Here is a 22577-nt window from a genome sequence, read left to right as displayed (position 1 = left end):
AATGCCGGAGTGAGGGAACACCGAGCCCTAGCGAGGTGCCGACAGGCGGGGCAGAGCCCTTTGCTTACTTTGGGGCTTTTCCAAAGTGAGCCGCTGTAAGAGCGGAACCATAAGCCGCCGTTACCGCAGCAACGGATATGTACACAAACCTCATGATGAAAACCGCAACGGCAACGCCGGCTTCAGCAACGCCGCCGGATCCCGATAACGCGCCCCAAAGTGGTCCCCCGGCAACCGCGCCCGCCCAGCCCCAAACAACCGCTCCCGCAACGTCTCCCCCTCGTTGTACCGCTCACGAAACCGCCCCCGACGACGCAACTCCGGCACCACCAATTCAATAAAGTCCCGCGCCGTCTCAAACGACAAATACTGCCTCAGGTTAATCCCGTCGATCCCATCCTCATCCAGCCATTTCTCAATCGCGTCCGCCACCACCGTCGGCGTACCCGCGACAAAAAACCGCTCGCGATTAAACCCACCCAGCTGCGCCAGTACCGCCCCAACAGTGGAGTCCGCCTTGTACCGACTCAAACTCTCCCACCCCTTGACCTGCCGACTCACCAGATCACTGATCAACGTATCCCGCGGATACGCCGTCAAATCAATCGCCGACTGCCCGTGAGCCAGCGACGCCTCGACACTCACCAACTTGCGATAACTGTCGAGCTTGGCACTCACCTCCTCATCGGTCCGCCCAACGATCACCCCCGCCATCACAATAAACTTCAACCCCGCCGGATCGCGATCATGCTCAACTGCCTTCTGCCGCATCGCCTGGATATTCGCCCGCACCGCCGGCGCATCATTACCACCGGTAAACACCACTTCGGCATGCCGCCCGGCAAACTCGATCCCGGCCGGTGACCCCGTAGCCTGAAACAACACCGGCGTACGCTGCCGCGAAGGCTGGCACAAGTGTGGGCCGGCAACCTTGAAGTGCTCCCCCACGTGGTTGATATAGCGCACCTTGTCCGGATCGGTGTAGATCCGACGCTCACGGTCGACAATCACCGCGTCATCGTCCCAGGAGCCTTCCCAAAGCTTGTACAGCACGTCGAGGTATTCATCGGCGATCTCGTAGCGGTGGTCGTGAACCACCTCAGTGTCGTGCCCGAAGTTGCGCGCCGCATTCGGCAAATACGAGGTGACGATGTTCCAGCCCACCCGCCCCTTGGTCAGGTGATCGAGGGTACTCATGCGCCGCGCAAACGCGAACGGCGGTTCGTAGGTGGTGGAAAAGGTCGCGCCGAAACCCAGGTTCTTGGTCACCCCGGCCATCGCCGGAATCACCAGCAGCGGGTCGTTGCTGGGAATCTGCATGCCCTCACGCAGCGAGGTCTCGGGGCCGTCGCGAAAGCGGTCATAGGTGCCAATCACATCGGCCAGGAACACGCCGTCAAAGGTGCCGTATTCCAGCAGCTGCGCCAGCTCGGTCCAATAGTCCAGGTCATTGAAACGGTGCCGGTTGTTGTCCGGGTGCACCCACAAACCATGGACGATGTGGCTGACGCAGTTCATCTCAAACAAATTCACGTGCAGTTGCTTGGGCACCAGGAGCACTCCTTTCGTAGATACGTTTTCCAATACGTCAGATCGCTACATTCAGGTAGAACGGGATCGGCGTGTAGTCGGTTTCAAGGGTCGGGATCGCATCGATCAGCGCGCGGGTATAGGCATGGGCCGGACGGTCGAACACCGCGCGTACCGAGCCGGACTCCACCACTTCACCGGCCTTCATCACCAGCACACGCTCGCTGACGTGATTGATCACGCCGAGGTCATGGGAAATGAACAGGCAGGCCAGGCCGAGGCGGCGCTTGAGGTCGTCGAGCAGTTCGAGAATCTGTGCCTGTACCGACACGTCGAGCGCCGACACCGGTTCATCGCAGATCAGGATCTGCGGCTCGGACGCCAACGCTCGGGCAATCGCGATGCGCTGGCGCTGGCCACCGGAAAGTTCGATCGGCCGGCGCGACAAGACGCTGGCATCAAGGCGTACCAGTTCCAGCAGTTCCAGGGCACGGTCGCGCCGGGCATGACGCGGTACGCCAGCCACCACCAGCGCTTCGAACAGCACACGCTGCACGGTGTAGCGTGGGTCGAAGGAGCTGAGCGGGTCCTGGAACACCACTTGCACCGCACGCCGGGCTTCGCGTTTTTGCCTGGTGTCGAGGTCGGACCAGCGCTGGCCATTGATCCACACCTCGCCGGCATCGGCGGTTTCCAGGCCGAGTATCAGCCGGGTCAAGGTGGTCTTGCCGCAACCCGATTCGCCCACCACCCCCAGCGTCTCGCCGCGACGCAGCTGTAGCGACACCTGGTTCAGCACCGTGCGGGTTTTGCCGTCGGGGCCGACAAAGGTTTTGGACAGCTCGCGTGCTTCAAGCAGTATTTCGCCCTGGGGCGCCGGCTCGGGCTCCACCGCCGTGAGCAACCGGCGCGTAGGCTGGAAGTGCACGGCCTTGGCGGCCCGCAGCAGCAGTTGGGTATACGGATGACGCGGGTCTTGCAGGACCTGTTCGGTGCTGCCCTCCTCCACGATCACCCCGTGGCGCATCACGGCCACGCGATCGGCCAGGCGCGAGACCACTGACAGGTCGTGGCTGACCATCAGCAGTGCATTGTCTTCACCGCGCAGGCTCTCCAGCAGGGCGATGACCTGGGCCTGCACCGTGGCATCCAGTGCGGTGGTGGGTTCATCGGCAATGATCAGCCGCGGATTGCAGGCAATCGCCGAGGCGATCAGCGCCCGCTGGCGCAAGCCGCCGGAAAGTTGCCAGGGGTATTGGCTGGCGCGCAGTTCCGGTTCCGGCACACCGACATCCCGCAGCAGTTCCAGCACCCGCAGGCGGCGCGCTTCCAGGCCCAATGCGGTGTGCAGGTGCAACGGTTCTTCGATCTCGGCACCGACGCGGCGCAGCGGGTCCAGCGCGCCCAACGCGTCCTGCATCACAAAGCCGATGCTCGCGCCGCGCAGTTGCTGCCAGGCCCGCTCGTTGAGCTGGCGCAGGTCGACGCCCTGGAAGGCCAGCTTGGCAGCCTGGACATGGGCGTCCTTGCCGGTGAGGCCAGCCAGGGTGCGGGCGGTGACGCTTTTGCCGGACCCCGACTCCCCCACCAGCGCCAGGCATTCACCCCGGCTCAACTGCAGACTGACACCGTGCAACACTGGCTCGGCCTGGCCGAAACGTACTGTCAGGTCGCGGATATCGACCAACGGGCCGAGGGTATGAATGTTCATCGTCATAGAGGCTTTCCTTCGCTGCGGCGCAAGAGTTCGCGGCCGATGGCACTGATGGAAACAACGGTCAGGGTGATGATCAGGGCGGGCCAGGCCACCAGCCACGGCGCATTGGCCAGGAAGCTGCGCCCGATGGACATCATCCCGCCCCACTCCGGCGCAGGCGGCGGTGCGCCGAAGCCGAGAAAACTCAAGGCGGCACCGGCAGTGATCGCGCCGCCGATGCCGATGGTGGCGAGGATCAACACTGGCTTGAACGCATTCGGCAGGATGTGCCGCAGCACCACCGCCAGTTGCGATTGGCCGAGGGTGACGGCGGATTCGACGTAGCCGGCATTGCGTACGCTGAGGGTTTGCGCCCGTACCAGGCGCGCATAACGCGGCACACCGGCAATGCCTATCGCGAGAATCAGATTGGCCGTGCCCTGGCCGAAAAACGTGATGATCACCAGCGCCAGCAACAGGTCGGGAAAGGACAGCAGCACGTCGATCCCGCGCATCAAGGCGCCGTCCAGCCAGCGCGGCCCAAGGCCTGCGATCAAGCCGAGCAAGGTGCCCCAGGCCAGTCCCAGCGCAGTGGCGGCGAGGCCCATGAACAGCGACGAACGCACGCCATAAATCAATCGGCTGAGCACATCGCGCCCGTTCTCATCAGTGCCCAGCCAATGCACATTGCTCGGCGCCTGGAACGCCATGCGCGCCGACGCCTCCAACGGGTCATACGGGGCCAGCCATTGCGGAACAACGGCGGCCAGCAGCAAGAGCCCGACAAATACCCCGGCGAGCAACAGGCCCGGCCGCAGTTGGGTAAACCCGACAAGACGCAACGGGCGATTGCCGATCAACGTTTCAATGGTTTGCGTCATGCCAGGCTCCTGGTGCTAAGGCGCGGGGTTGGGGATGCGCTGGTGGATGGCCTGGATCTGCGCCTTGATCTCATCGCCAAGAGTCACGTCCAGCGCGCCGAGGTTGTCGCGCAATTGCGCCAGGCTGGTTTGCCCGGTCAGTGCGCTGGTGACGAAGGGTTTGTCGATGATGAAGGCCAGGGCCAGTTGGGCCGGGGTGAGGCCATGTTGCCGGGCAATCTCCACGTAGCCGGTGATGGCCTCCTGGGCCGAGGCACTGTCGTAGCGATTGAAAGTGCGGTACACCGCCGACAGCCGCGAGCCCTCGGGCCGCGCGCCGCCGAGGTACTTGCCGGTGAGTGCACCGAAGGCCAGCGGCGAGTACGCCAGCAGGCCGACGCCTTCGCGATGGGTGAACTCCGAGAGGCCGCCTTCGTACAGGCGGTTAAGCAAGCTGTAGGGGTTTTGCACACTGGCAATGCGCGGCAGGCCGAGGCGTTCGCTTTGCTTGAGAAACTCGGCGACGCCCCACGGGGTTTCATTGGAAACCCCGATGTGGCGCACCTTGCCGGCCTTGACCTGATCGGCCAGCACCGCCAGGGTTTCCTCGATGGCGACGCTCTGGGTGTCTGCCTGATACGGGTATTCGCGCTGGCCGAAGATGTTGGTGGTGCGGTCGGGCCAGTGCAGTTGGTACAGGTCGAGGTAGTCGGTGTTCAGGCGTTTGAGGCTGCCGTCGAGGGCTTGGACGATGTTGCGCCGGTCGTGGCGGCTGAGGCCGTCGCGGATGTGCTGCTGGCTACTGGGGTCACGGGCCGGGCCGGCGATTTTGCTGGCCAGGATCACCTCGTCACGTCGACCACTGGCCGCCAGCCAGCTGCCGATGTAGCGCTCGGTGGTGCGCCAGGTTTCAGCCTTGGTCGGCGTGGGGTACATCTCGGCGGTGTCGATGAAATTGATACCTTCGGCCAGTGCCAGGTCGATCTGTTGATGGGCATCGTTTTCGGTGTTCTGGTGGCCCCAGGTCATGGTGCCGAGGCCCAGCACGCTGACTTGGATGTCGCTGTTGCCCAGTTGGCGGTAACGCATGGGTGATCCTTTTTTCTTCAAGGGTTGATGGCTCATACCGCACTCGCTTCGTCGCGGGCGGCCTGCTGCTCGGCGTCGGCGGCTTGCAGGCTGCGCCAGGCGGCGTTCGGGGTGACGTCATTGAGGTAGTAGTTGCCCAGTGCCCGTTCGCGAAAGATCGCCGGGTTGTGGGAGGCCAGGGTTCGCGCGTTGCGCCAATGCCGGTCGAAGCGACGCGACTCGCTGGTGGCGGAGGCGCCGCCGACTTCGAACAGCAGCGTGGTGGCTTCCAGTACCTGTTCCAGCACGATCTGTTGCGCCTGAAAAGCGCGAATCTCGGCCTCGGTGTAATGCTGTTCGGTTGCGTGCCCGCCCTGCTCCGCTTCGTGCACGTCCTGCAGCACCTCGGCGACGGCCAGCACCTGGGTGCGTGCGGCATAGGCCAGGCTCGACAAGCGGCCGATCACGCGCTGCACCAGCGGGTCATCCTTGGGGCTCGATTGCCCCGGCACACCAAACGCGCGGGTGCGGCCCTTGACGAATTCGGTGGCGTCACGCAGCACGGCGTTGGCGATGCCGGCCAGGGTCGCCAGGTGGAACAGCTGGTAGAAAGCGCTCAGGTAGGACTCGGCGCGCAGTTCGTCTTTCTTGAAGCGCCGCACAATGTGCTGCTCCGGTACGTTCACCGCCTTGAAGCGGGTAGTGCCGCTGCCGGTGAGTCGCTGGCCAAAGCCGTCCCAGTCATCTTCGACGGTGACACCCGGCGCGTCGGTGCGTACCGCCAGGCTGACAAAATCTTCGCCATCCAGGGCCACGGCGGCGATCCAGTTGGCGTACAGCGTGCCGGTGCAGTAGTACTTCTCGCCGTCCAGCTGCCAGCCGGAGTCGACCGCGCTGAGGGTCACCGAGTTGCGGGTGGTGTCGGTGCGCTCGGCCATCGCGGCGCCCCACAACTCGCCGTCGACGACTTTGGCGAACCAGTAATCCTGGGAAGCGCTGTCGCGGCTGGAAAGCCGGCCTTCGACAAAACCAAAATGCGCGCGCACGATCTGCGGCAGGTTTGAATCGGCCTCTCCCAGTTCAATCAACAGGCGAAACAACTGCGGCAGGCTTGCACCCAGGCCGCCCAAGGCCTGCGGCACACGCAGTGCGCCAAAGCCGGCCTCGCGCAGCCAAGCCACCGCGTCATGGGCCAGCTCGCGTTGCTGCTCGCGGGCGACGGCGGTGTCGGCTATCCGGGCAAATACGTCAGCGAAACGCTGGTGCAAGTCGGCATAACTCACTTCAGCGGGGATCGAAGCACTCATGGTTTTTCCTTCTTCAAAGGCACTCACGCTTGGTTGGCCCGAGGGTCAATCCAGCGGTTGATCAAATCGACGGCCAGGTTCACCAGCACATAGACGGTGGCGGCCAGCAAGGTCACGCCCAGCACCACCGGCACGTCTTTGTTGCTGGTGGCATCGAGCATCAAGCGCCCGATGCCCTGGCGTGCAAACAGCAACTCCACCACCACCGCGCCGCCCAGCAGGCTGGCGAACACGAACCCGGCCAGGGTCACCAACGGCACCAGCGCATGGCGCAAGGCATGACGCAGGCGCACAGCGGTTTCGGACAAGCCACGGGCACGGGCCATGGCAATAAAGGGTTGTTCGAGGGTGTCTTCCAGGGACTGGCGCAACAGCTGGGTCAGCACTGCCGCCACCGGCAACGCCAGCGCGATCGAGGGCAGGATCAATGAGCGCCAGCCAACGGAACCGGAGGGCGGCAACCAGTGCCAATGAAACGAAAACACCAGCAACAACAGCATCCCGATCACAAACGAAGGTGCTGAAGACAGCACCAGCTCGCTGCCTGAAACGGCTGAACGCACCCAACGCGAACGGTTGGCGGTGAGGATCGCGCACACCAGGGCCAATACCACCGCCAGCAACGCCGCGCTCAGGGACAGTTGAACGGTTGCACCGATCTGCTCGGCAATCGCCTGCTGCACCGGGATGCGCAAGCGATAGGACTCGCCCAGGTCGCCATGGGCCAGGCGCACCAGGTAATTGCCGTATTGCACTATCAGGGGTTGGTCCAGGCCGTACTCGGCACGTACCCGGGCCAGCAGCTCCGGGGTGGGCATCGAATCCGGCCCGCCGAGGATTGCCAGCGCCGTGTCACCGCCACTGAAATTGACCGCGAGGAACGTCAGCGTCGCCGCGCCCCACAGCACGCCAATGCCCGCCAGCAGGCGCCAGGCGATGGATTTGAACAGGCTCATGGTTGCCCCCGGTCCAGCCAGATGCTGGTGAAGAACGGTACGTTGTGGGAGGTATCGAAAATCACGCCCTGGACTTGTCGACCATAGGCGGTGAGTACCTGGGCTTCCACCGAAGGCACCGACGGCACGGTTTCGGTCAGGCGCTTTTGTGCCTCGCCATAGAGCGCCTGCAACTCAACCGGATCGCGGGATTGGCGAGCGGCGCTGAGCACGCGATCCAGTTCGGCATCACGGAAGCGTCCAACGTTCTGGCCGATCCTTTTATCGGTGCTGATGGACTCGCTGTGATAAAGCACGAACATGCCGTCGGGTGTGTTGGTGTGCCAGTAACCGTCCGCCATCGCCTGGAACTTACCGGCATAGCGCCTCTCGATCACCCGGGTCAGCGGCAGCATCTCGACGGTCATCTCAAAGCCGACTTTTTTCAAGTCGGCCTGGATGGCCACCGAAACGCTGCCGGGAAAGGCCGGGCTGCTATAGGCCAACAAGGTCGCCTTCAGGCGCTGCCCGGCCTTGGTCCGATAGCCCTGGGCGTCGCGCCCTGTCCAACCGGCATCATCGAGCAAGGTATTGGCCGCCTTGACGTCGTAGGCCAGGGCCTCTTTGTTGGGTTGATAAAACCGGGTATTCGCCGCCAGGAAATCGGCTTTGGCGATGTATTCGCCGAAGCCGGAAATCCACGCCAATCCTTCGCGGTCGACGGCTTTGGCCACGGCGCGACGTACTCGCACGTCGTCGAATGGCGCCTGCTCGACGTTGAACACGATGCCACGGCTCGGGTTGCCCTTGCGAATCCGGCTGCGCATCACCAGGTCGGGGTTGGCGCGGATGGCGGCGGCATTCTGGGCCGGTGCATCAAGCGCGAAATCCGACTGGCCGGACTCTAGCGCCGTGAAGCGGATCATGGCTTCGGGGACGTAGCTCAGTTCGATACGGTCCAGGTAGGCCTCGCCCGCGTGGCGCGTCACCGGTGGCGCCCAGTTATAGCCGGGGCGCTTGATGAACACCGCGCCCTGGTCACGGGTGTAGCTCTGCAACGTAAACGGCCCGCTGCCGATGGGGTGCTCGGCGATGGTCTTCGGCGCCTCGCGAATCTGCCTGGGGGAGATCATGCTCAGCCAGGACTGCGCCAGCACATCCAGGAAAGGCGTATAGGGTTCGCGCAAATGGGCTTCGAAGGTGTAGTCGTCGATGACCTTGCCGCCCTGGTACGGCGCAATGTAGGCCGCTGCGAGTGGAGACTTGGTCGCCGGGTCGCGCATGTGTTCCAGGTTGGTTTGCAGCGCCTGGGCATTGAATTTCTCGCCATCGCTGAAGGTCACGTCGTCGCGCAGGTGAAAGGTGTAGGTCTTGCCGTCGTCGGAGATGTCCCAGGAGCGAGCCAGCCACGGGCTGATATTGCCCTGCTCGTCCTGGTACACCAGGCAATCGAAGAGAATCCGGCCCATCCACTGGATGTTGCCGTTAGACAGTGCGTGAACATCGAAACTGCCGGCGTCGGAGGCGGCTGAGACGCGCAAAGTTCCGCCACTGCGCCCCGGTGACGACTCATGAAAGTCCGTCGCCGAATAAGTCACTACACCGTTGGTGACCGTGCCATCAGCCGCAGACGTTTCAAGTTTCGGTGCCGCAGCCGGTGAGCAGGCATTGACTGCCAGGCACAGTGAAATAACCGCCGAAAGTTTCAGGATGGTTGTCAATGACACTTCCTTAGATGAACTCTATGAACACTGAAAGTTTGCAATTACGGGATGTAATGCAGTGAGCATGCCAGTCTTCAAGAAACGCCATATTGACCATGAAACCGGCGCAAAACCCTTGTAAAACGGGGCGAACACTGCCAAACACTTATATGGTTATACCCGTTATACACCCCGGGATTGTTGGTAGCCTTACACACTGCTTATCAACTGTTGCGTTCGCGACAGCTGCGGTAATCCCAACCCTTAAAGTTGACTGTTGAGAATCAAACACCGATTCAAAACAAAGTATCCCGCAGAACACTTAACCTGAAATAAGCACCCGTAATCCTGGGCCAATAGTCTTGGCATAGAAACTGCTCAGAGCGAAACAGGCATGACTATTCGAATAGAAAGCTGGGGCTCTTTTATCTATTCACAAGGAACACGCTTAATGGATCCAATCTTTCGGGGAGAGTTGCAAAAGTTGACACTTGCCGTGCGGCAAGCAACTTGGCTGGCGATGGTGGGGCTGGGCTCAGCCCTGGTTTTTTCCGCCAGTGTGCAGGCAGATGATGAGGTCACACCGACGACCGGAACACGGCTAAAGACGGTGACAGTAGAGGCACAAAAAATCACGCCCGTTGAGGCAGCCAAAAGTCAGCTGTCCGAAGTGCCAGGCGGCACCAGCGTGGTCGACAGCGAACAGGTGGCCAAGGGACGCACCGCCACCTTGCAGGACACCCTCGCCTATCAGCCGGGCGTGTTCGTGCAGTCCACCGGCGGCAACGACGCGGCCAAGATCTCCATCCGTGGCTCGGGCGCCAACACCTCGCCGGGGTATTTCCGTGAGGGCATCAAGTTCCTGTTCGACGGCCTGCCGATCACCGGCCCGGGCGGCACACCCTACGAATTCCTCAACGGCTCGGGGGTGAACTACACCGAGATCCTGCGGGGTGCCAACGCCTTCCAGTACGGCGCACTGAGCCTTGGCGGCGCCATCAACTTCGTCAACCAGACCGGTTACACCGCACCCGGGCTGCGGGTGCGAGCGGAAACCGGGAGCTACGGCTACAACAAGCAAAGCCTGAGTGTCGGCGGCGTCGAGGGTGCGTTCGATTACTACCTGAATGCCGACAACTACCGCAGCGACGGTTACCGCGACTACAGCCTGTCGAAGAGCCAGGGCGTGGTGGCCAACTTTGGCTACCGCTTCAGCCCGCAACTCGAAACCCGGGTGATGCTGCGTTACCGCGACGAGTTCCACAACGACCCGAGCGCCACCACCCTGGATGCGGTCAAGCACCATTCCGACCGTGCCAGTGCCACCGCCGAAAGCAGCGGCGCCGGCAGCCGTCGCCCCGGCAGCGTATGGCTGGGCAGCAAGACCACCTACACCTTTGAGGACGACGCCACCCTGTCGGTAGGTTTCGTCTACTACCAGTACGCCCACAACAACAGCCCGAACAGCCCGAGCAACCCCAGCTACTGGGACTGGCATGACCTGAGCGCGGTGATCAACTACGACCGCCGCGACACCCTGTTCGGCCACGAAAGCCGCTCCAGCCTGGCCTTCACCTCCACCGAGCACCTCAAGGGCCAGGTCGACTCCACCTTCGCCAACAAACAGACGCGCAAGTTCGTCGACTACAGCTCCTCGTTCGATCACGTGTTCTCCGTGGGCAACGACCTGGAACTGGTGGACGGCCTGTGGCTGACCAGTGGCGTCTCGGCGATCAACGTGCGCCGCCATGCCGACGTCAAGGAAGCCCTGGTGGCCAACACCACCACCTACCCGAGCGATGTGACCTACGACAACTGGAGCCTGGCACCGCGAGTGGGCGTGCGTTACGAGTTCAACCCACAACTGCAAGTGTTTGCCAACGTCAGCCGCTCCGTCGACCCACCGGCGTCCTGGGAATACTCCGGCTCCGGGCCGACCACGCCGTACGTACGGCCGCTGGTGGAACAGAAAGCCAATACCGTGGAAGTCGGGATCAAGGGTTCGTCGGGCATCTTCGACGGCAGCCTGGCGCTCTACCGCTCATGGGTGAAAGATGAATTGCTCAACGTGCAGATCATCCCGGCCACCTCCACGGCTGCTGCGGTCACCGGTGCATTCAACGCCACGCCGACGATCCACCAAGGCATCGAGGCCGGCTTGAATACACGCCTGTGGGAAAACACCTCGGGTGAAAAAATCACCCTGCGCCAGGTGTATACCTATAACGACTTCTACTACCGCCACGACCCGACCTTCGGCGACAACCAACTGCCGGGGATTCCGAAGCATATCTATCAGGGCGAAGTGCAGTATCAGCACCCGGCGGGCTTCTATACCGGGGTGAACGTGCAATCGGCTTCGCGTACGGCGGTGGACTATGCGAACAGCTTCTATGCGCCCTCCTACACGATCTTCGGGGCGAACGTGGGGTATGAAACGCCGAGCAAGGACTGGAAGGTGTCGCTGGATTTGAAGAACCTGACCAATCAGAAATACGTGACGGCGGTGCAGCCGTTGTATGACGCGAAGGGGCAGGATACGGCGTCGTTGTATCCGGGGGATGGGATTGGGGCTTATGTGGCGGTGGAAATGCGCTATTGAGGCCTCTGCGTCAACCGTCGACAGAACCCGTTAGGCGCTGTCGACGATTTAACTCAAATCTTGCCTAGAAGACGAATGACAAACACAGCCCCTTGCCCGACCGAATGATCTACCGCGTGCATCAACGCTTTCGCAGCATCTGAAGAGAAGCCAGCCGAAATGGTGACCGACGCCAGGATACCTAGAAAATAAATAACCCAATCTTTTCGGCTAAGACGGTTAGCTGCCTGTGCAGCCGTATCCAGTTGGTTTTTCAGTATCGCAAATTGTTGTGCGCTAACATCGGCATTGCTCTTTAACTCATCGAGTACCTGCTTAAACCCCTGCTGAATCCTGGCTATATCTTGGGGTGTAAACGAGGTTTGTTGACTCTCGATTTCGATGCTACCGAACAATTGAGCCTGAATCGACACGCCAGTAAGCAAAACATCTGCTTCGCTGTAACTGCTGCCCATGAGCCTTAGTTGTAAATAACCGTCGCTACCGGCGTCGACTAGAACAGATGTTCCAATAGTCAACGTCTCTTTCCGGTCCGGAAACTTAGCACCTCCGATCACAAAATCGGCACCGTCTGTTGTGCAGTTAATCGCGGTGATAACAACGTCGAAAGGGGTGAATTCTTCAGCTACTTTTTTTCGAAGTACCTTGCGGACAGGTTGAGATGGAGGGGTCATGAGCGTCCTTATGTATGGATTGCCTTAGGCGTTAGATGGTTACGGCGAAGCGCTGAGCATCAAGGGCAGGAACGGCCGAAAATCCGGCGCCCTTCTTGAAACTCATGTTATGGACAAAATTCCTCATAGCATCAGATGGATCGATGGTTTCGAGGTTAAGTCCGTCAACAGTTAACCTAGAGAACGCAACACTCAGAATTGGCTGTTCCTCCATATGACCTGTCGAGCTGTTGAGCACATTGTCAAGAGCGGTGACAATGACTAGGTCATCCGGCAGGATTGCCAACAACTCTCGACCTACTCGCAGCGCGCAGCTGCACACGTAGTCCTGATGGAGTTCGTTGAACCGACCAACTGGCATAGCTTTGGTCGACAACTTGCCGCTTTTGAGTAGAGATTTGATTTCGGCAGGAATCACGTCGGAGCCATGAATAGCGACTTTGGCTTCTAGGACACCACCTTCATGAACAATCATCTGAATAGCTGAGCCGAGGTGTGATATTTCTGCAAACGACTCGAAAGCTTCGATGGCATCTAGCTTGGCCTGACGATCACCATCAAGGATACGGATAGCAATGTCCCTCTCCTCTGCCCACTCGGTATGGGCAGTTTTCCATCCATCAAGCTGAGCCTGATATCGCCTTTCGTCTTCCGCCTTCGCGGCGCCAATCTTGCCTACCAGGGCTATACGCTGACGAGCCTCTAGCTTGAAGAGCCGAGCCCAGAAATTGGGGTGATATGTAGCGGCCGCATGCGTAGCTTCTTGCTCGAGAGTATTGCTTTTGAGTGGCTGTCCAGGTTCAGGGTTGGAGAGAAGTCGCTTCCATTTTACGGGCTCGGCACATTCCTTGTGCATCGAAAGGAGGATGTCTACGTGATTTTCGTAAACCTCACATTCATACGCTGCTTGCTCCAGCGCTTCCATCTTTGCGTACTCTTTCTGTCGCTTTTCAAGTTCGCGCTGACGGCGATGAGCGTTTCGTTCCGATCGCCGCGCAGACGCTTGCAGCGAACGTACAGTCCCTTTCCAACCCATCACGACTCTCCATAACGTTCATATGACGGCACATTAATATAACTCCTAGCGTTGCCTGAATCACCTGCGCATTTCGTAACCGAAACATCAGTTAGCCCATAAAAAACGCATTTGTACTCTACGCTTCTCAGAGCAAGGGCACGTTCAGTTTCCCAGAAGTAAGAGGACCTTCACGGCCCCCTTGTTTCTCGTTTACTCCGCCATTAGACGTACGGCCCTCTCAATCCGTTGACGTCCAGCATGAGCAAGCTTGCTTACACCAGCTTCCTTCGCGACCGCATATATTAGGGCCTCTCCTTCGTGCCCCCGCTGCGCCATCTCGTCAACCAAAGCACGTAGTTCTGGCAGGCAGATTTCAGATAGCCCTCTCGTGGTGTCTTCATCGCCGGGCTTACGAAAGACGACACTGGCATCCGACTCGATATGAGTCGGCCAGAAAAAGACTCCTGTCTGTTCCTCTTCATGTGAGCGGAATCGCGCCCGGGCAATTTGGTCAACGCGATCACGTATCCGTGAGCCGGTTCGTACCCAGCCATGAGCGCGGGCAATGCGCCTTGCAAGCGCCGTGTCCAGAACCGGTCCCTCTTCCGCCACGACATGAGCAATCATCTGCTCCAGCGTTTCCGTGTAGCTCGCCTCAAAGAACTGATCTGGATCGACCAACCTTACCGCCTGACGAGGGTCGGATTCTTTGTAAATCAAATATTCAAGGGGACGAGCAAAAGCCAGGACATCCTCATCTGGTTTGACAGATGCCGACTTGGCATACTTCAAATCAGGAAACGCACCTGAGGGGTCATTGGATTCGCCCACACTATCGACTGTGGCGACCACAGTAACCTGACTTACTACCTCAATGACCTCAGCCATAGCTGCGTCGATTTTCAGTCGCTCTGCCTCTTGAGCGGCGTCGATGACAGCCTGCTTGGCTCGGGACTCAGCAAGGAGTTCGTTCAGACGTTGATGTACCTTTTCGGCAGTTCCAATTGCATCAACCCACCAGTCCGTCGACCATATCCTAACAATCTCCCAGCCAAGTCCACGCAGTACAAACTCACGGAGTTTGTCACGATCACGAGCGGTCGCACTGCGGTGATAGGTAGCGCCGTCGCATTCAATCCCGGCAAGGTACCGTCCAGGTGCGTCAGGGTGGACAACCCCAAGGTCTATTCGAAAGGAGGAAACGCCAATTTGGGTAAATATCTGCCATCCCTTTTTAGCCAAGGCCGCTGCAACTGCCTCTTCGAATGGGCTGTCAAAACTACCCACGCTACCAAAGTCAGCTTCTGCGAGAGCCCGTGGACCACGCTCTGCAAACTCCAAGAAGTGCTTAAGATCTCGAACCCCGATCGCTTGCGTACGAGCTAGATCAATATGCTCTGGGCGCAAGGTCGAAAACACCACAAGCTCCTGGCGAGCACGGGTTATTGCCACGTTCAGTCGACGCTCACCACCAGGGCGGTTCATCGGACCGAAGTTCATGGACAGCACACCGGCAGCGTCTTTTCCGTAGGTGGTCGAGAAATAGATGATGTCTCGCTCATCGCCTTGAACGCTCTCAAGGTTCTTGACGAACACAGGCTCCAGCTCGGACTCAGCGAAATACGAATCGAGTGATGGGTCTTTCCGGCAAGCCTCATCCAGCATGTCCATGATGAGCTTCTGTTGCTCGCCGTTAAAGGTTACGACCCCCACGGTCCGACCGCTTTCGCGGAAGGCCGGAGACTGTAGGCGGGCAACCAAATCAGCAACTAAATATCTTGCTTCAATTAAGTTTGTTCGCGCCCCACCCTTGTCATATACACCCGGGACTGAGCATAACCGTACTGCTTTGTCGGCCGTAAACGGTGATGGGAAGGTCACCAGCTTCGACTGGTAGTATCGCTGGTTCGAGAAAGCGATCAGACTCTCGTGGCGGCTACGGTAGTGCCAGTTCAGATTACGCATTGGCAGATTGGCACTGATGCACTCGTCCAGAATACTCTCGAGATCAGCCTCTACATCCTCATCTTCAGCGGTCGACTCAGCTCGGTTAAAGAACGAAGTTGGGGGGAGCTGTTTGGGGTCGCCCACCATCACCACTTGCTTCCCTCGGGCCATTGCGCCGATGGCATCCCAGACAGGTATTTGAGATGCCTCATCGAAGATAACGAGATCGAATGGCGTTGAGGCAGGAGGCAGATACTGAGCAATGGATAGAGGGCTCATGAGCAAACATGGAGTCAGCTTGGTTAGCGCTTCTGGCGCACGACTCATCAGCTCCCGCAATGGAATGTGCTTGGTCTTCTTGCCCATCTCATGTCGCAGGACTCCCCACTCTGAAGAGCGACTTACACTGTCTTGGCTTGGTAGGTCGGAACATAGCCGAGCCCGGAGCCAGTCCTTGGTCAACTCGGTGAACTTGTCGTCCAAAGCGCGGAAATCGCGAATGCGTTGCTCATGCTCCACGCTGACGAACGTCCGGATCACCTCTTCGTTGTCGACCGTCGTATTCAGCCACCAGCGGGCATAATTTACTTCCAATACACGCCGGACTTTTCCAGAGCTGATAGCTCCTGCTTCCATCGCTTGAACAATCGGCGCCAGGCCGACAGCGTAGGCTTCATCGCGAACCTTCCGCCAAGCGCACCATGCCTTAAGGCGCGATTCAGACGAGACGACAGTTTCGCAGTTTGTCTTGATATCACTTAGCGCCAGGTGAGCAGTTTCGATGACGCCCATTTCGGTGAAATGACCGACAGCCGTCAGGTGCGCCGCTCGCGCCTGTAGCAACTCAAGCTTTTCTCGAAGAGCAACACCGGCATTGGCTATAGCAGCCTCCGGTTCAAGTAGTGCGTTACCATCCCCCAACAGAGTTTGAAGCGGTGTTTTGTAGGCCGCGATCTGCTCAGGATTGAGTGCCAGCTTCGCCACCGCGGTAGCCATCTCCCCCTGAAACGCTGCCGCACTACGCACGACATCAACTTTCGTTTTCAAGTCATTCCAGACAGGAACGATTTCTCGCAGATCGGCCAGATCCACCAACTCTCGCTCAACTGCTGCTCTGTTCTTGAGCAACTCAAAATCAGCTTTTAACGACGAGCCACAACGCCCCTCCTCTACATGAGGATGATCGTCGACAAGCCGACCACGTTCTTCAATGTCACGTCGTTCAGCCTGGAAACGTAGCGCTGCAGTCAGCACGTCAATATCAGTGGTCAAACCGCTCCAGAGAGAGCTAGTTGCTAAACTGAGATCCACCAGCTCATCTAACCCAGCATCGAGACGAGTCAGCGCACGCAGCCGGCGGAGCTCCTCCTTCAGCTCATCACCTACCTGGCCCTGCTCAACCAACTGCAAGCCGTCATCAATCCAGGCAGAATTACTTTTCTGAAGCCGCATAGCCTCTTGCAGCTTGATCGCTGTCGCGAGATGCGTTGCTTCGGATTTGGCACCTTGCCAAACAGCAACACACTCATGACCTGGCTCCAGCTCATCGATTGCTCGACGCACCGACCGAATCTCTACCCAAGTAGCGAGATCCTTGCCATTGTCGATTTCACCTGTTGATGTCTGCGTCGGCGCCAATAGCCCAGCGATGCGGCGTTTTCCGAACCAGGACTTAGGCCAGAAAGACTCCTCCGCTTCTTTCCATTCGCGCAGTAGGAGTTCGGTATCAAGTACTTCAATCGCATCCCCGTAGGACGCCGTTAGCTGGTGCTTGAGGTCGTCTATCTGACGCAGCAATGTGACAGCTTGCCCGAGAACGTCAGTGACATTTTCTGGCCAGGCCGGGCCTAGATCAACGAATGTAGCGCGGCGTTGCTGCAGCAGATCAATGCCTTGTTTAGCTTCAGCAGTAATACGAGAGGACCAGAAGGATGAGAGTCTGGAGTTAATGTTCCGGTGTTCGTCGACCCAAGTGCAGCCGTCACTCAGGCGTTTAGAAATCGAGCGAGCATCGGGGCGCAGTGCGAACCGCCAATCATGCCCAGCGGCAGCGGGAAGTACTCGAGAAAGAATCGACAGCCCCTCAAGCGCTGTTGGGGTGTACTCCGTAACAGGAAGCCCTGACAGCTCAATGAAGCGATCGGCAGCTCGCTGGACTTCAAGCACTGCAGGAAGCACGTCACGAGCCGCCTGCACGAATTGTTGCTGCCAATGAGGCGACCATTCTGCTTGGCCTACCCCGGACAAAGCGTTGCCTGCCAGCTGACTGTAACCCACAGCCTGCGCGTTCACTTCAAGGCGGTCGCCCAGCTCTCGAAGCGCAAGCATGGCCTTCTGATCATGAGTGTCCGGGGATGACCAAGAAAGCGCAGCAACTGCCTCATCAACACCCGATGTCACAGTCCCGATAGCATCGTAGATCGTATAGCCATTGCGGTGCCGACGATGCAGACGCTCGACATAAATATTGAGGCTGTCACGCAGGGAAGCCAGCCGCTGCGCTTCCACCTCCCAAGCGGAAGCATCTACCTCCCCTTTCGCTTCCCAAGCCGACTGCAACTGAGCAAGGACATCCGTTTTTCGAGCCTTACTGGAGTGAAGTTCAAGGCAAAACTCACCCAGACCGATTTCACGCAAGCGGCGGTACACGACATCCAGGGCAGCAATTTTCTCAGATACGAACAGTACCCGGCGCCCTTGAGCGATGGACTGGGCGATCATGTTGGAAATCGTTTGGCTTTTACCCGTGCCCGGTGGACCTATGAGAACGAAATCTTTTCCCTTCGCTGCTGCCATCACAGCAGCAAGCTGAGATGAATCAGATGGCAATGGGCAGAACACATCAGTCGGACCATAATCACGGTCCAGTGACTCCGCCTCCGGAAACGGGGTATCGGAGATGAACGAATCACGTGGCGTATCCAGAAGATGTTGGACTACAGGGCTCTGTCGAAGGTGCTCTGCATTCTCGGCAAGATCCTTCCACATAAGATACTTGGCAAACGAGAACATCGAGAGCACAACGTCCTCGTTCAGCTCCCAGCCAGGGATATCCTTGATAGCATGGCCAACTTTGTTCCAAATGGCTGCGATATCCAGACCGGAGTCGTCCCGAGGCAGCTCCTGCTCCAGTGAACCCAAGCCCAGTTCAAAGTCTTGACGCAGCATCTCGATCAGAGTCGGGTTAAACCGAGGCTCATCATCGTGCAGCACCATGGTGAATCCGGAACGTGCACTCTTACGCTCCAAAGTGACAGGAACCAGGACTAGTGGCGCTTTGTACTTCTGCCCGGCCCTATCCTCACGCGTCCAACTAAGAAAACCGATGGCCAGGAAGAGAGTATTGGAGCCACCCTCCTGCAAAGCAGTACGAGCGCCTCGATATAACTCAGTTAACCGGACCTCCATTTCGGCGGACGTCAGCGCAACGAATACTTCCCTACGCTTGAGAGCATCTTCAGCATGACGGCGGCGAACATCTTCTCGCTCACGCTGCTCATAGAGTGCGCGCTCACGCGGATCTGCACCATCCATCAGGTCAGGCCTCGTAAGCAGCTTCAGAGACTGTCCACTTGCAAGAATGTCCTCGAGAGCACCGGGATCAGGAGATTCAAGCTTCAGCGCTCGCTTACCCATTTTGAAATTGAGCAAGTTATTTCGAAGCGACAGATCCAGGAGCTTTCGCTGCCACCGGCCGAGGCGATCTGCTGGGTCGAGCTTAGACAGATCCTCAGCCTGTACCTTAATATTGTCATCGGCGATGCCGATTCCTTCCTCCACCAGAAGCGGTGGCGCTTCATCAAACTCAGAAACAGCGACACGTGCGATCTGAGCCTCTGAGCTGGCGAGCGGTTTGATACGCTGCAGACGGGCGCGACGGATATCTAGCAGCATCTCGAAAACACTATCAGCGTCTTCGGCTACCTGCTTCGCGCCCATCTCTACCGCATAAGAGAATGGCGGTATGGAGGCGTGGGTTATAAGAGTAGTCTCAAACAGCACAAGCTCCTGAAGTTTCACCCTCTTACGTACTGCGGTGACATCATCCACGACAGCAGTCGTAAACTCTTCTGGCTTAAGCCAAAAACCAGCAAAAGCATGACCATGGGTGAACACGATTACAGGGTTAAGACCTATCTGCTCCAATGCCGCGCAGAAAAGCAGAGTAAGATCGAGACAAGTAGCTAACCCGGAGTCAGCAATCTGACTGGGGCTACGAATCTTCTGCCCAGATCGTTCAAAGCTAGCCGGCGGCAACGCATAGTCGAGCTTCATGCGCGCCACCGCCCCCCACACTGCAGACCCCAACTGCCAAGCTCTTTTGGGGCCTCCCTCATACCCATCAAGTGCAGATGACTTATCGCTAAGACGAAGCAGCTCGGCTGCCTGTTTGAGCAACCTTTCAACCGCCGCATCATTCGGCTGAACAAAAGCTGCCGTCATATCTGGTATATGGCGCAATCCGCCCCACTGATTTCTGGGCAGGAGGTCTACGACCTGTTCAAACAGAGCAACTTCCTTGCGACCGCCTTCCGACTCCTTGTCATCGGCTTCGAGGACAAACGTGAAGGTCGACATCTCTGATTCTGTCAGGCGACTCAGCAACGGGCCGTCCAAAGCAAGATCAAGCCCAGGTATGACCCGGAAGCTACCTGCAGCGATCTCGTCAATCCGCCAGACCTTGGACTTAAAAACCTCGGGTACCGAGCTAAGCGTAAGAGTCGCATTGACGAAACGATCACTCGTTTCGTTCGATATGCGAAGCTCGCGTATCACAGGAATGGCGTTCTGAAAATCCGCAAGGTTCAGCTTTGCCACCAGAGTGGCAAGGATTTTTACGTCTTTAGGCTGGATTTCTTCTTGGAGCGTGAGGGGCTGAACAATGTCGTCCATGCGCAACAATCCTTGTCGTGATGCTCGAGGGAGTGCCGGATTTGTCCGGCCAGGAGGCCCCTCTTGAGCTGATGGCGGGATGATATCTCTTCTAGGGAGAGCCGTAATGTGCCTTTGGTCGTCACTAACTTCTCATTCCGTCATCGGATCCCCATCTATTGATCTCTGATATCAGGCCGAGGCTGATGTTCGCAGAACAGATTCGATGGTAAATCCACATCCGAAAGCTATTCATAGCCGGCTGTTTTATGGGGAGGGGGTAAAAATGCAGGCAAATAAAAAGGCCGCGAGATAAATCTCGCGGCCTTTTTAAATTATATGGTCGGGACGGAGTGATTCGAACACTCGACCCCTAGCACCCCATGCTGGGAGCATTATCAACCTAAGATATTGTTTTATATTAAAAAAAGCATGTGCCAGTCATAGCAAAACATCCGCTTTTTTGTGATTATGCAAACGAAAACACGCGGCCTGCAGAGGAAGTTTTGCGCAAAAGCCATCACCGATTTCTGTCAACCAAATCTGCTCGAAAAACTTAAAACCATCAACCTCTTGACAAGTCAAGAAAAATATGAGATTATTATTTCGTGTTAGTGTTTTTAGCTAGTGAGGTGAGTTCAATTCTCATTTGCCCTACTATGATTGCCCCTTTGCTGCTTCTCGGTCTTTTGCGTTTCACCAGTGTTGTATTGCAAAAAAACTCTGAACCAGTCGTTAACACACCAAATAAGGGGGTACCTATGCCAAATAAAATCAAGTCTCGTGTTAGAAATTTTGCTGTAAGTTATGTTGCATGTTTTCTTGAGACAGCATGGGCAGCCATGGTAGCGGTCGCGGTGACCGGCACAGGCAGTGACCAGGGTAGCCTGGCACTAGCTAAAAACATTATTTCACGTCGCTATTTTTCAGCTTTCGATTCTTATCGAACAGTGCGCTCATAGCCATATCTCCTGCTAGGCTGGATACTTCTACGAAGGATATCCAATGCCTAATTCTGACCTACTCCCTTCCCTGCTTTACAAAATCAATGAAAATCAACTAGCACTCGAAGCCGCCATCATGGAGCTATCGAATTGGGTCGAGCAGCGTGGTTCCGCCGACGTGGCTGAAAACGTGCGCGGTGCGCTGCACACCATCGATGAGAACGAGGAGTTCATCAAGTTGACTCTGGCGGTCCTCATGTCGCCTGACTGATCGTCGGGTAACCGTGCAGTTCGTCGCCGGACGACTACCGCATTTACGCATCTCGATTACTGTATGCACATACAGCATTCGGATTCACAACCCATGAACATTGACGAAGACACCTGCGGGTGGCTTGGGATACCCACGCCTCTCGAAATGCACAAACAGCACGCCCGCTTACTGGAGAATGAGATCCAGGAACTTAACCTGCAGCTACGCAAGGCCAGGGCGGACATCTTCGGTCTGGTCGCGATGCTGGCTGAAGCGCAGGCAAAGAAAGACGAATTCTCCGGATATCTAAGGCAGCGCGGCGCCGAAGTAGCGGTCATGCGTAAGCAGATCGACACCCTCACAACATCGGAAAGAGTCAACGTGCGCGAAGTCGAGAGGCTGCGCGGGATGCTGAACGACCTGATGTCCCGCCCGAAAACCATCGTCTAAGCTCAGGTTTCAGATTGAGGGCTTGGCCATGTGCGGAAGACTTTCCCAGTACAGCGGCATTCACGACTTCGTTGCAGCGCTGAGCATGCCCAATGCACTGGCGAACTCCGTCGGTGAATTGCCGCTCGAGCGCTACAACGTCGCCCCAACAACCCAAGTCGCCCTACTCCACCTGCAGGGCGATCTGCTGCATGCCGACCTGGTGCGCTGGGGATGGCGACCGCACTGGGCCAAGGATCGCGCCGCGCCAATCAATGCCCGCGTCGAGAAGGTGGCCCACGGCCCGTTCTTCCGGGCGATCTGGCCGCACCGGGCAATCACACCCGTCGATAACTGGTTTGAGTGGGTGGATGAAGGTGGGCCGAAGAAACAGCCGTACCTGATCCGCCGGCGGGATGGCGCGCCAGTGCTGTGTGCTGCCATTGGCCAACTGCCCGATAGCGATGAAGGTCCGGGCGAGCATGACGGATTTGTGATCATCACCGCTGACAGCGCCGGCGGCATGGTGGATATCCATGACCGGCGCCCTGTGGTGCTGACTCCGGACCTGGCCCGGGAATGGTTGGACCCAGCCACGCCCAAGGAGCGAGCAGAACAGATGGTGCTGCAACAGGGTGAGACGGCCGAGGCCTTCGAGTGGTTCAAGGTCGACAGGACCGTTGGCAATGTACGGAACATCGGTTCAGAGTTGATCCAGCCAATTAGCATTGACTGATGA

Annotated in this window: 14 protein-coding genes; 4 read left to right on the top strand and 10 right to left on the bottom strand. The window is 58.1% G+C overall.

Translation table 11 applies throughout. The features are described 5' to 3' along the window. Positions 1-150: 150 nt before the first annotated feature. From HX801_RS28645 to HX801_RS28615, 7 genes are read right to left on the bottom strand one after another with little or no spacing between them, the layout of a single operon-like run. A complete protein-coding gene (locus HX801_RS28645; RefSeq protein WP_087694260.1) occupies positions 151-1551 on the bottom strand; it encodes an LLM class flavin-dependent oxidoreductase in 1401 nt (466 codons plus the stop codon). Between the two features lie 37 nt (positions 1552-1588). Continuing rightward, entirely contained in the window at positions 1589-3247 is a 1659-nt protein-coding gene (locus HX801_RS28640) for an ABC transporter ATP-binding protein (RefSeq protein ID WP_177023201.1), read from the bottom strand. Then, a complete protein-coding gene (locus HX801_RS28635) occupies positions 3244-4107 on the bottom strand; it encodes an ABC transporter permease (protein WP_003219920.1) in 864 nt (287 codons plus the stop codon). Before HX801_RS28635 ends, HX801_RS28640 begins: the two co-directional genes overlap by 4 nt. A 15-nt stretch (positions 4108-4122) precedes the next feature. Beyond that, entirely contained in the window at positions 4123-5175 is a 1053-nt protein-coding gene (locus tag HX801_RS28630; protein WP_177023200.1) for an NADP(H)-dependent aldo-keto reductase, read from the bottom strand. Positions 5176-5207: 32 nt separating this feature from the next. Beyond that, positions 5208-6461, bottom strand: coding sequence for an acyl-CoA dehydrogenase family protein (locus tag HX801_RS28625; protein WP_003219924.1), 1254 nt, complete (start codon positions 6459-6461; stop codon positions 5208-5210). A 23-nt stretch (positions 6462-6484) separates the two neighbouring features. Further along, on the bottom strand, positions 6485-7417 hold the full coding sequence (locus HX801_RS28620; protein WP_177023199.1) for an ABC transporter permease: 933 nt from the start codon (positions 7415-7417) through the stop codon (positions 6485-6487). After that, on the bottom strand, positions 7414-9117 hold the full coding sequence (locus tag HX801_RS28615; RefSeq protein ID WP_177023198.1) for an ABC transporter substrate-binding protein: 1704 nt from the start codon (positions 9115-9117) through the stop codon (positions 7414-7416). Before HX801_RS28615 ends, HX801_RS28620 begins: the two co-directional genes overlap by 4 nt. A 433-nt stretch (positions 9118-9550) precedes the next feature. Here HX801_RS28615 and HX801_RS28610 point away from each other — a divergent pair, with 433 nt between their 5' ends. Then, a complete protein-coding gene (locus HX801_RS28610; RefSeq protein ID WP_003219930.1) occupies positions 9551-11701 on the top strand; it encodes a TonB-dependent receptor in 2151 nt (716 codons plus the stop codon). Between the two features lie 53 nt (positions 11702-11754). Here HX801_RS28610 and HX801_RS28605 read toward each other — a convergent pair whose 3' ends face one another. The 3 genes from HX801_RS28605 to HX801_RS28595 form a co-directional block, all read right to left on the bottom strand. Then, the gene (locus HX801_RS28605) at positions 11755-12375 is read right to left on the bottom strand and encodes a hypothetical protein (RefSeq protein WP_102605109.1); all 621 of its coding nucleotides are present in this window, start codon (positions 12373-12375) and stop codon (positions 11755-11757) included. A 31-nt stretch (positions 12376-12406) separates the two neighbouring features. After that, positions 12407-13300, bottom strand: a complete 894-nt coding sequence (locus HX801_RS28600) for a hypothetical protein (protein ID WP_256344009.1) — start codon at positions 13298-13300, stop codon at positions 12407-12409. A 303-nt stretch (positions 13301-13603) separates the two neighbouring features. Next, positions 13604-20233, bottom strand: coding sequence for a DUF3320 domain-containing protein (locus tag HX801_RS28595; RefSeq protein WP_177023197.1), 6630 nt, complete (start codon positions 20231-20233; stop codon positions 13604-13606). A 984-nt stretch (positions 20234-21217) separates the two neighbouring features. Here HX801_RS28595 and HX801_RS28590 point away from each other — a divergent pair. The 3 genes from HX801_RS28590 to HX801_RS28580 all read left to right on the top strand — a co-directional run bounded on the left by HX801_RS28590 (position 21218) and on the right by HX801_RS28580 (position 22574). Continuing rightward, positions 21218-21427 carry a hypothetical protein gene (locus HX801_RS28590; RefSeq protein WP_177023196.1) on the top strand — a complete coding sequence of 70 codons (210 nt, stop codon included), beginning with the start codon at positions 21218-21220 and terminating at the stop codon, positions 21425-21427. A 93-nt stretch (positions 21428-21520) separates the two neighbouring features. After that, positions 21521-21859, top strand: a complete 339-nt coding sequence (locus HX801_RS28585) for a hypothetical protein (RefSeq protein ID WP_177023195.1) — start codon at positions 21521-21523, stop codon at positions 21857-21859. Positions 21860-21887: 28 nt separating this feature from the next. Then, positions 21888-22574 (top strand): SOS response-associated peptidase, encoded by a 687-nt coding sequence (locus HX801_RS28580; protein WP_177023194.1) that lies wholly within the window; start codon positions 21888-21890, stop codon positions 22572-22574. Positions 22575-22577: the final 3 nt, after the last annotated feature.

This window comes from Pseudomonas sp. G1002, from assembly GCF_013385455.1.
Taxonomy (GTDB): Bacteria; Pseudomonadota; Gammaproteobacteria; order Pseudomonadales; family Pseudomonadaceae; genus Aquipseudomonas.
The sequence above is the reverse complement of the archived record's forward strand: the minus strand, read 5'-3'. Positions and strand labels throughout refer to the sequence as shown.